Source organism: Mycolicibacterium duvalii, assembly GCF_010726645.1.
In the GTDB taxonomy this organism is placed as follows: domain Bacteria; phylum Actinomycetota; class Actinomycetes; order Mycobacteriales; family Mycobacteriaceae; genus Mycobacterium; species Mycobacterium duvalii.
This window is the reverse complement of the sequence record NZ_AP022563.1, coordinates 810230-822618: the sequence shown is the minus strand read 5'-3', so window position 1 is coordinate 822618 and position 12389 is coordinate 810230. Positions and strand designations below refer to the sequence as shown.

Sequence of the window (12389 nt, the reverse complement as noted above, 5' to 3'; positions counted from 1 at the left end):
GGGTGCCAATGCGCTCCCGGCCCGGCGCGCACCGCGGGGTTTGAGGCAGGATGGACACTGACAGAACGTCCCCACCCCTCGGAAGGAGCCCCGTGATCGGGTATGCCGCCGTGCTGGCTGTCGGCTATGTGCTGGGCACCAAGGCCGGCCGACAACGCTACGAACAGCTCGCGGGAACCTACCGGGCGGTGACCGCCAGCCCGGCCGCCAAAGCCATGATCGACGCGGGACGTCGCAAGATCGCCGAGCGGGTCTCGCCGGACCCGTCGCTGGTACAGCTCACGCCGATCGACTCCGACACCGAGGTGCTGGAGCCGGAGATCAGGAAAACGCGCTAGCCGATGCCGCGCTGAATGGTCGTCCCGGGCAGCAGCGGCGGGGTCTGGACGTAGAAGCCGCCGTACCCGAGGCCGACCCGCGGCGTGCCGATGGTCGCCCCGCTGCCGTTGGAATACGACAGGCAGTTGCCGTCCTCGACGTTGCCGAACCACGCCAGGCACTTCGGACCCGCCGTCACCTTGGACGCATCAGTACTGGTCAACGAGGTATAGAGCGGGACGGCGACGGCCGCGGCCGCGAACACCCCGGCGATCAGCCGCGTTGCGTTGGTCCGCATCTTCTCCACCGGCATCTCCTGCTCGTTCTCTCCCCGACGAACCACATATCGTTCGAACGGGCTCAACTGTAACGCGGCCCGCCTGATCATGCAGTCATGTCGTTGCCGCTGGCCTGCTCGAGCAGGCTGCGCCGGTAGGCCTCCATCGCGACCAGGTCGCCGAACAGCGCGTGGTATTCGTCACCCTGCTCCACCGGCGACATGCGCTGCAGCTTCGATTTCACCTCGGCGATCTGCCGCCCGATCCACACCTCCTGCAGGCGGGCCAGCACACCGCCGATGTAGCGGGGCAGCTGCTCGTCCTCGGCGTTGATGGCGTCCACCCCGAGTTCGTTGACCAGGGTGGCCGACTCGGGCGTCGCCACCTGCGCGCGCACCGCCTCGATCCACTGCGCGCCGCCCAGCCCCGACGCGGTACCGCCCGCGGCCTCGATCGCCGCGCGCACCGCCGCGTAGCCGGGGTGGGTGAAGCTCTCTGCGGCCAGCGAGTCGAACACCGGCCCGGCCAGCGCCGGGTACTGCAGCGCAGATTTTAGCGCTTCGCGCTGCGGCCACAGCGTGGGATCGGCGGGGTCGGGCCGTGCCGGTGCAGTCGGTGCGGGGGTACCGCGCACGGCCTGCGGTCTGGCGGGCTCGGCCCGACGGCGCGATCGTTCCGGCATCCCGCGTTTGGTGGCTTCCTCCCGTACCCGGGTCAGCACCTGGGCCTCGTCGCGCCAGCCGGTCCACCCGGCCAGGCGCCGGGCGTACTCGTCCCGCAGGGCGTAGTCGCGGATCCGGGCGACCAACGGCACACACCGGCGCAGTGCGTCCACCTGCGCTGACGGGTCGTTGTCGAGGACGTCTCCGCTGGGGATCAGGCTGCGGATGGCGAACTCGAACATCGGGATGCGCCGGGCCACCAGGTCGCGCAACGCGCCGTCGCCCGATTTCAACCGCAGATCGCACGGGTCCATGCCGTCGGAGGCGATGGCCACGAACGACTTCCCGGCCACCTGCTGGTCGCCGTCGAACGCCTTGAGGGCCGCGGCCTGTCCGGCGGCGTCACCGTCGAAGACGAAGATCAGTTCACCGCGGTACCAGCTGTCGTCCATCATCAGCCGGCGCAGCAGCGCGAGGTGCCCGTCGCCGAACGCGGTGCCGCACGACGCCACGGCGGTGGTCTCGCCGGCCAGATGCATCGCCATCACGTCGGTGTAGCCCTCGACGACGACCGCGCGGTGCCCCTTGGCGATGTCGCGCTTGGCCAGGTCGAGGCCGAACAGCACCGCGGACTTCTTGTACAGCACCGTCTCCGGGGTGTTGACGTACTTGGCCTCCATCGGGTCGTCGTCGAAGATCCGACGCGCGCCGAAACCGATGACCTCGCCGCCCCCGGCCCGGATCGGCCACAGCAGCCGCCGGTGGAAGCGGTCCATCGGGCCGCGCCGCCCTTCCCGCGACAATCCCGCGGCCTCGAGTTCCTTGAACTCGAACCCCTTGCGCAGCAGGTGTTTTGTCAGCGAATCCCACCCGGACGGCGCGAACCCGCAGCCGAACCGGGCCGCGGCCTCGGCGTCGAAGTTGCGGTCGAGCAGGTACTGACGCGCCGGGGCGGCCTCACCGCTCTGCAACGCCTCGGCGTAGAACTCGGCTGCCGCGGCGTTGGCGGCCAGCAACCTGCTGCGGCTGCCGCGGTCGCGCTGCACGTTGGTCGTCGATCCGCCGGTGTAGGTGACGGTGTAGCCGACCCGGTCGGCCAGCAACTCGACGGCCTCGACGAAGCTGACGTGCTCGATCTTCTGCACGAACGCATAGACGTCACCGCCCTCGCCGCAGCCGAAGCAATGGAAGTGGCCGTGGTTGGGGCGCACGTGAAACGACGGCGACTTCTCGTCGTGGAACGGGCACAACCCCTTCAGCGAGTCGGCTCCGGCCCTGCGCAGCTGGACGTAGTCGCCGACGAGGTCCTCGATGTTGACGCGCTCGCGGATAGCGGCGATGTCTCGATCTGGAATCCGCCCGGCCACCGCGTCAGTCTAGAGGCCGGTTTCGAGGGGACGGGGCGAGCGGGCTTCATGGACGCGCTCCAACCGCCCTTCGGTGTAGCTGGCCAGTTGATCGACGACCACGCGTAGCCGCGCCCCGTCGTCGGCGGCCGCATCGAACTCCGCGGCGAACTGCGGATCGAGGCTGCCCGGGGCCTGGCCCCAGAGCGTCAGCGCCACCTCCTGGATCCGGGTGCGCTGGTCGGCCTGCAGCTCCAGGTGGCGGTGGTCGGACATGATGAACTGCAGGGCAAGAGTCTTGAGCACCGCGACCTCGGCGCGCACCAGTGTCGGCACCGCGAGGTCGGCGGTGAAGCGGCGCAGCCGGCCGGGACCCGCGGACTCCCGGGTGGCGCTCACGGCCGCGTTGGCGAAGCGTCCCACCAGCTCACTGGTCAGTGTCTTGAGCGCCACCGACGCGGCCAGGGTGCCGTCGAACTTGCCCACCGCCGCGACCACCGGGACCTGTGACAGCCGCCTGGCGGCCGCCATCAGGTCGTCGGGCGCCAGCGCGGGGAAGGACCGCGCCCCGACATGGGCCAGCGCCGCGGCGGCGTCGTCGTCGGCCAGCACCCGCAGATCGATGCGCCCGCTCATCACACCGTCCTCGACGTCGTGCACGGAGTACGCGACATCGTCGGCCCAGTCCATCACCTGGGCCTCCAGGCACGGCCGCTCCGGCGGCGCGCCGGCCCGTACCCAGTCGGCGGCGGCCATGTCGTCGCTGGAGAAACCGTCATAGAAGCCGAACTTGCGGCGCTCCCCCACCCGCGCCCACGGATACTTGGTCACCGCATCGAGTGCGGCCCGGGTCAGGTTCAGTCCGGCGCTGCGGCCCTGCCCGTCAACGACTTTGGGCTCCAGCCGGGTCAGGATCCGGAAGTTCTGCGCGTTGCCCTCGAAGCCGCCGAACGCTTTGGCGATCTCGTCGAGCGCGCGCTCCCCGTTGTGACCGTAGGGCGGGTGACCGATGTCGTGGGCCAAGCCGGCTAGGTCGACCAGGTCGGGGTCACAGCCCAGTTCCACCGCCATCCCGCGCCCGATCTGGGCGACCTCCAGGGAGTGGGTCAACCGGGTACGGGGGGTGTCGCCTTCGCGCGGACCGACCACTTGCGTCTTGTCGGCGAGGCGGCGCAGCGCCGCGCAGTGCAGCACCCGGGCGCGGTCGCGCGCGAAATCCGAGCGGTGCTCGGCTCCGGCGCCGGGCAGTCCGGCGCTCTTCGCCGGCTCGGCCACCAGACGTTCGCAGTCGAACGCGTCGTAGTCGTTGTGCAGTTGAGGGCTCACCGCCCCCTAGTCTGCCAGCACGCTCCCGCGGATTCGCGCACTACATTGGCCTCTATGCGCATGACCCGAATGCTCGGCCTGCTCGGCGCCCTGTTGGCCACCGCTGCGCTGCTGGCACCCAGCGTGGGGGCCACGCCGCCGATGCGGTTGGCGGGATACATCACCGACGAGGCCAACGCGCTCGACCCCACCGGACGCGCCGAGGTCCAACAGGCGGTCGACCGGCTCTACCAGCAGGACCGGGTCCGGCTCTGGGTGGTCTTCGTCGAGAGTTTTTCCGGGCAGAACGCGCAGAGCTGGGCGCAAGCGACGTATCGCGCCAGCGATCTGGGCAACCGGGACGCGATCCTGGCGGTGGCCACCGCCGACCGCGCCTATGCGTTGCTGGCGCCGAACGACACGCTGCGCGGAATCGACATCGACCAAGTCCGCACCGACGAGGTGGAACCGCTGCTGCGCGACGGCAACTGGGCCGGCGCCGCGGTGGCCGCCGCCGACGGGCTGGCCGGCGACAGCCGCACCGGCGGATCGACCAGCTGGACCGACGTGCTCATCTTCCTCGGGCTGATCGGGGTGGGGGTGCTGGTACTGGTGCTGTGGCAGCGCCGGCGTCGACGACAACGGCGGGAAGCCGAGATCGAGGCCGCGCAGCGCGTCGACCCGGCCGACCCGAACGCATTGGCGAGCGTGTCGCTCGACGCGCTCGACGACCTGTCGCGCCGGATCGTGGTGGAGGTGGACAACGAGGTCCGCACCAGCGAGAGCGAGTTGGTGCTGGCGGTCGAGGAGTTCGGGGAGCGCGACACCGCGGCCTTCACCCGGGCGGTGACGAACGCGAAGAACACGCTGGCCCAGGCCCTCAACGTGCGCCACATCCTCGATGATGCGATTCCGGAGACCCCGCAGCAGCGACGCGACCTGCTGACCCGCGTGGTCGTCTCGGCGGCCAAGGCGGACCGGGAACTCGAGGCCCAGCGCGAGGCGTTCGCGCAGCTGCGTGACCTGGTGATCAACGCACCCAGTCGACTCGACAAGCTGACCCAGCAGATGGTGGATCTGACCGCGCGGCTGACCCCCGCCGAGCAGACGCTGGCAGGGCTGCAGTCCCAGTTCTCCGCGTCGGCGCTGGCCTCGGTGTCGGACAACGTCGACGAGGCCCGCGAGCGCCTGGCGTTCGCCGAACGCAACATCGACACCGGTCGCGAACTGGTGGCGCGGCCGGCAAACCGGCAGACCGGGCTCGTCGACGCGATCCACGCCGCCGAGGCCGCGCTGGGCCAGGCGCGGACGTTGCTCGACGCGGTGGACAGCGCTGCCACCGACATCAACCGCGCGATCAGCAGCCTGCCGGGCGTCCTCACCGACGCGCAGCGGGGGATCAGCCAGGCCGGTGAGCAGCTCGCCAAAGGCCGGCTCGCGGTGGCCACCGAGTTGTCCGCGGCCCGCGACGCTGCGGTCGAGGCGGTCGCCCACGCACAGAGCGAGGGCAACGCCGATCCGCTCGGCGCATTCACCCGGCTGACCCAGGCCGACGCCGAGCTGGACCGGCTGCTCGCCGATGTGGAGCAGGAACGCGAAGCCCACGAACGGTTGACCCGGACCTACGACCAGGCGCTGTTCACCGCGCAATCACGCGTGCGCGCGGTCTCGGACTACATCGACACCCGCCGCGGTGTCGTCGGCCCGGAGGCCCGCACCCGGTTGTCCGAGGCGGTGCGACAGCTGCAGGCCGCGCGCGACAAGCGGGAGACCAACCTCAACGAGGCGCTGGCGCACGCCAACGGCGCCGCGATGCTGGCCGGACAGGCGCAGTCGCTGGCCAACGCCGACGTCACCGCCGCGCAACGCCAGTTCCGCGGCCCCTACGGCGGTGGTGGCGGAGGCGGCCAGATGGGTGCCGTGATCGGCGGCATCATCCTGGGCAACGTGCTGTCCGGGGCGATGCGCGGCGGCTTCGGCGGCTTTGGCGGCGGCGGCTTCGGCGGCGGCTTCGGCGGGGGCGGCGGCGGCCTGGGCGGCGGCGGCGGCCGCTTCTAGGCGCCCTTGAGACGGACGGCGAGGTAGTCGGACACCTGGTCGATCGCGACCCGCTCCTGGGTCATCGCGTCGCGCTCGCGGATGGTGACGGCACCGTCGTCGAGCGAATCGAAGTCCACGGTCACGCAGTACGGGGTGCCGATCTCGTCCTGGCGGCGGTAGCGCCGGCCGATCGCGCCGGCGTCGTCGAACTCCACGTTCCAGTTCCTGCGCAGTTCGGCGGCCAGGTCGCGGGCCTTGGGCGAGAGGTCGGCATGCCGGGACAGCGGCAACACCGCCGCCTTGACCGGGGCCAGCCGGGGGTCGAGCTTGAGCACGGTGCGCTTGTCCACGCCGCCCTTGGCGTTGGGTGCCTCGTCCTCGGTGTAGGCGTCGATCAGGAAGGCCATCAACGACCGGGTCAGCCCCGCCGCGGGTTCGATCACATAGGGAACGAACCGGGTGTCGTTGGCCTGATCGTAGAACGACAGGTCGACGCCGGAATGCTTGGCGTGCGTGGACAAGTCGAAATCGGTGCGGTTGGCCACGCCCTCCAGCTCGCCCCACGGGCTGCCCGCGAACCCGAACTTGTACTCGATGTCGACCGTGCGGTCGGAGTAATGCGACAGCTTTTCGGCGGGATGCTCGTAGAGCCGCAGGTTGTCGCGGTCGATGCCGAGATCCACGTACCACTGCAGGCGGGTGTCGATCCAGTACTGGTGCCACTCCGGCGCCGTGGACGGCTCGACGAAGAACTCCATCTCCATCTGCTCGAACTCACGCGTGCGGAAGATGAAGTTGCCGGGGGTGATCTCGTTGCGGAAGCTCTTGCCGATCTGACCGATCCCGAAGGGCGGCTTCTTGCGCGCGGTGGTGACCACGTTGGCGAAGTTGACGAAGATGCCCTGCGCGGTCTCGGGCCGCAGATAGTGCAGACCTTCCTCGGTCTCGATCGGGCCGAGGTAGGTCTTGAGCATCATGTTGAAGTCGCGCGGTTCGGTCCACTGCCCCTTGGTGCCGCAGTCCGGGCAGGTGATCTCGCCCATCGGCACGGCGTCGGCGTCGGCGAACCCCTCCTTAGCGCCCTTCTTCTCGAAATACGCCTCCTGCATGTGGTCCTGCCGGTGCCGCTTGTGGCAGTTCAGGCACTCCACCAGCGGGTCGTTGAACACGTCGACGTGGCCGGAGGCCACCCACACCTGGCGCGGCAGGATGATCGCGGAGTCCAGCCCCACCACGTCGTCGCGTCCGGTGACGACGGCCTTCCACCACTGCCGCTTGATGTTGTCCTTGAGCTCGACGCCCAACGGCCCGTAGTCCCAGGCGGATTTGGTGCCGCCGTAGATTTCGCCGGATTGGAACACCAGCCCACGACGCTTGGCCAGGTTCGCAACGGTGTCGATGATCGAAGACGGAGCCACGGGTCCACAGCGTAGCGACGCCGGCCCGCCGCCAGATCGGCGGTTGGACATGCACGAACGCGCATGTATCGTGGACTCTGATGAAAACGGTTCCCAGTACCGCGGATTCGGACGGCGCCCACGACCCGGAGGTGGAGGCCGCTACCCCACCGCCGGAGTTGCCGCCGCGCGCGGTCCTCGACACTGCCGGCGATCTGCTGCGCGCCCTGGCGGCTCCGGTCCGCATCGCGATCGTGCTGCAGCTGCGTGAGGACGCCCGCTGTGTGCACGAGCTCGTCGATGCGTTGGACGTGCCCCAGCCGCTGGTCAGTCAGCACCTGCGGATCCTCAAGGCGGCCGGCGTGGTCGAAGGGGAACGGTCGGGGCGGGAAGTGTTGTACCGCTTGGCCGATCACCACCTCGCCGACATCGTGATGGCAGCGGTGACCCACTCGGCCGAGGACATCCGGTGACCGGCGCCGTGCGCGCGACGCGCCAGCGCGCCGCGATCACCGCGCTGCTGGAGAATCTCGACGACTTCCGCTCCGCGCAGGAACTACACGACGAACTCCGACGCCGCGGCGAGAACATCGGCCTGACCACCGTGTACCGCACGCTGCAGCAGATGGCCTCCAGCGGCGCGGTCGACACGTTGCGCACCGACACCGGCGAGTCGGTGTACCGGCGCTGTTCCGAACACCACCATCACCACCTGGTGTGCCGGTCCTGCGGGTCGACGGTCGAGATCGGCGGCCGCCAGGTCGAGGCGTGGGCCGCCGACGTGGCACGCGAGCACGGCTTCTCCGACGTCAGCCACACCATCGAGATCTTCGGGCTGTGCGCCCGCTGCGCATCGTCAGCCGATTAGCGCGCGGCGCACATCGGAACCGGTGGCCAGCACCATCAGCAGCAGAGTGCGCAACGCGTCGTCGGTCAGCCCGGCGGCCGGGAAGTTGTACCGCAGCAGCACGTCGGCGATCTTCGATTTGCTCTTGGCCGCCCCGACCTTCTCCACCAGCGACACCGTGCCCAGCAGCGTGTCTCGGGTGAAGGCGGCGACCGCGGCACGGGTCGTGCTGTTCAGCGGCAGGTCCCAGGCCAGCACCTGTGTCAGCGACACCAGATCCAGGTCGGGGGCGACCGGCACCACCCGCAACGACGCGAAGGTGTCATCGTGCTGCACTGTCAGCGCGCCGTCATCCTCTTCGGTCACGGGCAGGATCTCGGTGAGGATGGCCGACAGGCGCTCGGACAGATCTGGCACGGTTCACGCCCTTCCGAAGCGTCGATTGCGGTTGACGTACTCCTCGCAGGCCGCCCACAGGTCGCGGCGGTCATAGTCCGGCCACAGTTTGTCCTGGAAGACGTATTCGGCATAGGCCGCCTGCCACAGCAGGAAATTGCTGGCGCGCTGCTCGCCGGAGGTCCGGATGAACAGGTCGACGTCGGGGATGTCGGCCCGGTGCAGATGTTTGGCGAACGCCGCCTCGCTGATCCGCGACGGGTTGATCTTGCCGTCGACCGCCTCCTGCGCGAGCTGCCGCGCGGCCTCGACGATCTCGGTGCGGCCGCCGTAGTTCACGCAGTAGTTGATGGTGATGACGTCGTTGCCGACCGTCATCTGCTCGGCGATGTCGAACTCCTTGATGACACTGCGCCACATCCGCGGCCGCGACCCCACCCAGCGCATCCGCACACCCATGTCGTTGAGGTTCTCGCGGCGCCGGCGCACCACCTCGCGGTTGAATCCCATCAGGAAGCGCACCTCCTCGGTGCTGCGCTTCCAGTTCTCGGTGGAGAACGCATACACCGTCAGGTGCTTGATCCCGATCTCGATGGCCCCGCAGGTGATGTCGATGAGCACCGCCTCCCCCATCTTGTGGCCCTCGGTGCGGTGCAGTCCGCGCTGGGTGGCCCAGCGGCCGTTGCCGTCCATCACCACCGCGACGTGCTGGGGCACCTGATCCGCGGGGATCTGCGGCGCGGCGGCCTTGGAGGTGTGCTGCGGCGGACGCGCGAACCTGCCGTTGGTGCCCGCGGGAATCTCGGGGAAGACGACAGGCCAGCTGGACTTGTCCGGAAAAGTCGGATAGTCGTCAGGCGCCGGGGGCAGCTGCGGGTAGCTGTGTTTCCCCGTCCGCTTGTTTGCCATGCGCCTCATCCTGCCTGATGGGTTGCCCACCGCTTCGTTCCACCCGTTCCACGAGGGGCAACGTCCGCAGCTTCCGTTCCAGATGCCATTGCAGGTGTGCCGCGATCAGCCCGCTGGCCTGGCTGCGATGCGACCCGGTCGAGGTCTGGGCGTGCTCCCAGTCCCCCTCGTAGAGCGCGGCCATCAGATCGAGCACCGGTTGCGGCGGGGTCACCGACCCGGACGGCCGGCAGTGCACGCACACACTCCCGCCCGCCCCGACGTGGAACGCGCGGTGCGGCCCGGGGGTGGCGCACCGGGCGCACTCGGTCAACGCGGGCGCCCAGCCGGCCACTCCCATCGCGCGCAGCAGGTAGGCGTCGAGGACGAGCTCCCGGGGCCGGCCGCCGTCGGCGACGGCGCGCAGGGCGGCGACGGTGAGTCGGTGCAGTGCAGGCGCCGGGGCCCGCTCTTCACCGGCGAGCCGTTCGGCGGTCTCGAGGATCGCGCAGGCACAGGTGTAGCGACCGTAGTCGCTGACGATGTCGGAGGCGAACGCGTCGATGGCAGCCACCTGGGTGACGATGTCCAGGTTGCGGCCGGGATGAAGCTGAACATCGATGTGCGCGAACGGTTCCAGCCGTGCCCCGAACTTGCTGCGGGTGCGCCGCACTCCCTTGGCCACCGCCCGCACCAGACCGTGGTCGCGAGTGAGCAGACTCACGATCCGGTCGGCTTCACCGAGCTTGTGCTGACGAAGCACCACCGCCCGGTCCCGGTACAGACGCATCCGACCAGTCTCCCACTGCCGGGGGACGAAATCGGTGGCGCAGCGCCGATAGTCTCGTAGGTGATGGTCGACACCCGCTCCTCCCGTTCCCTGTTCCCGACGCTGGGCAACCAGCTGTTCGCCCTGGCCGCCGGCACCACCACCTCGGTGGACCTGGTGCGCCGATCCCTCGACGCCATCGCGGCCAGCCAGCCGACCCTCAACGCGTTCCGGGTGGTGCTCACCGAATCGGCGCTGGCCGACGCCGCCGCAGCCGACCGCCGGCGCCGGGCCGGCGGGGATCTGTCACGGCAACCGCTGCTGGGCATCCCCATCGCGGTCAAGGACGACGTCGACATCGCCGGGGTGCCGACGCGGTTCGGCACCGACGCCGAGCTGCCGCCGGCCCCGGCCGACGCCGAGGTGGTGCGCCGGCTGCGTGCCGCCGGCGCGGTGATCGTCGGCAAGACCAACACCTGCGAACTGGGTCAGTGGCCGTTCACCAGCGGTCCCGGGTTCGGCCACAGCCGCAACCCGTGGTCGGCCGAGCACACGCCGGGCGGGTCCTCCGGCGGCAGCGCCGCCGCCGTCGCGGCCGGCCTGGTCGCCGCGGCCATCGGCTCCGACGGCGCCGGCAGTGTGCGGATCCCGGCCGCGTGGACACATCTGGTCGGCATCAAACCGCAGCGCGGCCGGATCTCCACCTGGCCGCTGCCCGAGGCGTTCAACGGCATCACCGTCAACGGCGTGCTGGCACGCACGGTGACCGACGCCGCGCTGGTGCTCGACGCCGCGTCGGGTAACGCCCCCGGCGACCTGCACACCCCGCCGCCGATCACGGTGTCGGACTACGTGTCCCGCGCCCCCGGACCGCTGCGGATCGCGCTGTCGACCAAGTTCGCGTTCAGCGGGTTCCGGGCGAACCTGCACCCGGAGATCCGCGCCGCGCTGCACGCCGTGGCAGAACAGCTCGAACAGCTCGGACACACGGTGCTCGCGGCCGACCCCGACTACCACCTGCGGATGTCGTGGAACTTCCTGTCGCGGTCGACCTCCGGCATCCCCGAGTGGATGGACCGGATGGGCCCCCGGGTCCGCTGGGACAAGCGGACCGTGGCCAACGCCCGCACCGGGCGGCTGCTGTCCCAGCACATCCTGCGCAAGGCCCGCGCCCACGAGGCCGCGACCGCGCGCCGCGTCGGCTGGATCTTCAACATCGCCGACGTGGTGCTCGCGCCGACGACGGCGCTCCCGCCGCCCAAGGCCGACGCGTTCGACCACCTCGGCGGGCTGGCCACCGACCGCACGATGATCCGCGCGTGCCCGGCCACCTGGCCGTGGAACCTGCTGGGCTGGCCGTCGATCAACGTGCCCGCGGGGTTCACCTCCGACGGCCTGCCGATCGGGGTGCAGTTGATGGGACCGGCCCACAGCGAACCACTGCTGGTGTCGCTGGCCGCGGCGCTCGAGGCGCTCAACGGCTGGGCGCAACACCAGCCCGAGCCGTGGTGGGACACCCGCCGGGCCGAACGCGACGAGTCACCCAATTCCAGCGCTCCGCACTCGGTCAAGGGCGAGGTCGCGTAATCTCCCCGCTGTGACCGTCAGCAAGACTGCGCGCATCGCGGCCGCGGCGGCCGCGGTCGGCGTAGCCGTCAGCGTCGTCGTCGCCGTGCCGACCGCGCACGCCGACAACCGGCGCCTCAACGAGAGCGTCGTCGTCAACGTCTACACGGTCCAGAAGCAGAACAACTGCGCCACCGAGATCGCGATCAACCCCAAACTGCGCTTGGCTGCGCAGTGGCACACGAACGACGTGCTGCACAATCGGGCCCTCAACGGCGACATCGGCTCCGACGGCTCGACGGTCGCCGATCGCGCCCGCAACGCCGGCTACCAGGGCACGGTCGCAGAGACGGTCGCGATCAACCCCGCGCTGGCGATCAGCGGCGTCGAGCTGATCAACCAGTGGTATCACCGGCCTGATTACTACGCGATCATGGCCGACTGTTCGAACATCGACATCGGCGTGTGGTCGGAGAACCTCATCGACCGCACCGTGGTCGTGGCGGTCTACGGCAAAGGTGACTTCGCGCCGCCGGTGCAAGCGCCGATCCGAGAGTTCGGGCAGCCGCCGGCCTGA

The 12389-nt window shown here is 70.0% G+C and carries 13 protein-coding genes; 6 read left to right on the top strand and 7 right to left on the bottom strand.

Going from position 1 to position 12389, the window contains the following annotated elements; genetic code table 11:
- Nucleotides 1-92: 92 nt before the first annotated feature.
- Nucleotides 93-338: a hypothetical protein gene (locus G6N31_RS03675; protein ID WP_098003541.1), complete on the top strand. Its 246-nt coding sequence runs from the start codon at nucleotides 93-95 to the stop codon at nucleotides 336-338.
- On the opposite strand, the gene G6N31_RS03670 is transcribed toward G6N31_RS03675, so the two are convergent.
- From G6N31_RS03670 to G6N31_RS03660, 3 genes are all read right to left on the bottom strand, one after another.
- Complete coding sequence (locus tag G6N31_RS03670; RefSeq protein ID WP_098003623.1) at nucleotides 335-631, bottom strand: DUF7155 family protein; 297 nt, start codon at nucleotides 629-631, stop codon at nucleotides 335-337. The genes G6N31_RS03675 and G6N31_RS03670 overlap by 4 nt on opposite strands.
- Before the next feature lie 71 nt (nucleotides 632-702).
- Nucleotides 703-2625: a DNA primase gene (gene dnaG / locus G6N31_RS03665; protein WP_098003542.1), complete on the bottom strand. Its 1923-nt coding sequence runs from the start codon at nucleotides 2623-2625 to the stop codon at nucleotides 703-705.
- Between the two features lie 9 nt (nucleotides 2626-2634).
- Nucleotides 2635-3930, bottom strand: coding sequence for a deoxyguanosinetriphosphate triphosphohydrolase (locus G6N31_RS03660; RefSeq protein WP_098003543.1), 1296 nt, complete (start codon nucleotides 3928-3930; stop codon nucleotides 2635-2637).
- Nucleotides 3931-3984: 54 nt separating this feature from the next.
- On the opposite strand from G6N31_RS03660, the gene G6N31_RS03655 reads away from it, so the two are divergent.
- Nucleotides 3985-5967: a TPM domain-containing protein gene (locus tag G6N31_RS03655; RefSeq protein WP_163722022.1), complete on the top strand. Its 1983-nt coding sequence runs from the start codon at nucleotides 3985-3987 to the stop codon at nucleotides 5965-5967.
- Here the strand turns inward: G6N31_RS03655 and G6N31_RS03650 are convergent.
- On the bottom strand, nucleotides 5964-7367 hold the full coding sequence (locus G6N31_RS03650) for a glycine--tRNA ligase (protein ID WP_163722020.1): 1404 nt from the start codon (nucleotides 7365-7367) through the stop codon (nucleotides 5964-5966). The two genes, G6N31_RS03655 and G6N31_RS03650, sit on opposite strands and share 4 nt — an antisense overlap.
- Nucleotides 7368-7447: 80 nt before the next feature.
- Between G6N31_RS03650 and G6N31_RS03645 the strand changes: the two genes are divergently transcribed.
- Both G6N31_RS03645 and G6N31_RS03640 read left to right on the top strand, forming a co-directional pair.
- Entirely contained in the window at nucleotides 7448-7819 is a 372-nt protein-coding gene (locus tag G6N31_RS03645) for an ArsR/SmtB family transcription factor (RefSeq protein ID WP_098003546.1), read from the top strand.
- Nucleotides 7816-8214, top strand: a complete 399-nt coding sequence (locus G6N31_RS03640) for a Fur family transcriptional regulator (RefSeq protein WP_098003547.1) — start codon at nucleotides 7816-7818, stop codon at nucleotides 8212-8214. Before G6N31_RS03645 ends, G6N31_RS03640 begins: the two co-directional genes overlap by 4 nt.
- Here G6N31_RS03640 and G6N31_RS03635 read toward each other — a convergent pair.
- From G6N31_RS03635 to recO, 3 genes are read right to left on the bottom strand one after another with little or no spacing between them, the layout of a single operon-like run.
- Nucleotides 8203-8610 (bottom strand): hypothetical protein, encoded by a 408-nt coding sequence (locus tag G6N31_RS03635; RefSeq protein ID WP_098003548.1) that lies wholly within the window; start codon nucleotides 8608-8610, stop codon nucleotides 8203-8205. The genes G6N31_RS03640 and G6N31_RS03635 overlap by 12 nt on opposite strands.
- A gap of 3 nt (nucleotides 8611-8613) precedes the next feature.
- Nucleotides 8614-9498: a decaprenyl diphosphate synthase gene (locus tag G6N31_RS03630; protein ID WP_098003549.1), complete on the bottom strand. Its 885-nt coding sequence runs from the start codon at nucleotides 9496-9498 to the stop codon at nucleotides 8614-8616.
- Nucleotides 9443-10267, bottom strand: coding sequence for a DNA repair protein RecO (recO, locus tag G6N31_RS03625; protein ID WP_098003550.1), 825 nt, complete (start codon nucleotides 10265-10267; stop codon nucleotides 9443-9445). Before recO ends, G6N31_RS03630 begins: the two co-directional genes overlap by 56 nt.
- A gap of 63 nt (nucleotides 10268-10330) precedes the next feature.
- Here recO and G6N31_RS03620 point away from each other — a divergent pair, with 63 nt between their 5' ends.
- Both G6N31_RS03620 and G6N31_RS03615 read left to right on the top strand, forming a co-directional pair.
- Nucleotides 10331-11833: an amidase gene (locus G6N31_RS03620; RefSeq protein WP_098003551.1), complete on the top strand. Its 1503-nt coding sequence runs from the start codon at nucleotides 10331-10333 to the stop codon at nucleotides 11831-11833.
- 34 nt (nucleotides 11834-11867) lie between these two features.
- Nucleotides 11868-12389, top strand: a complete 522-nt coding sequence (locus G6N31_RS03615) for a CAP domain-containing protein (protein ID WP_179964315.1) — start codon at nucleotides 11868-11870, stop codon at nucleotides 12387-12389.

Coding starts and splice junctions, on each gene's coding strand:
- G6N31_RS03670 (WP_098003623.1), bottom strand. CDS start 631: ATGCCGGTGGAGAAGATGCGGACCAACGCAACGCGGCTGATCGCCGGG.
- G6N31_RS03630 (WP_098003549.1), bottom strand. CDS start 9,498: ATGGCAAACAAGCGGACGGGGAAACACAGCTACCCGCAGCTGCCCCCG.
- G6N31_RS03655 (WP_163722022.1), top strand. CDS start 3,985: ATGCGCATGACCCGAATGCTCGGCCTGCTCGGCGCCCTGTTGGCCACC.
- G6N31_RS03620 (WP_098003551.1), top strand. CDS start 10,331: ATGGTCGACACCCGCTCCTCCCGTTCCCTGTTCCCGACGCTGGGCAAC.
- G6N31_RS03645 (WP_098003546.1), top strand. CDS start 7,448: ATGAAAACGGTTCCCAGTACCGCGGATTCGGACGGCGCCCACGACCCG.
- recO (WP_098003550.1), bottom strand. CDS start 10,267: ATGCGTCTGTACCGGGACCGGGCGGTGGTGCTTCGTCAGCACAAGCTC.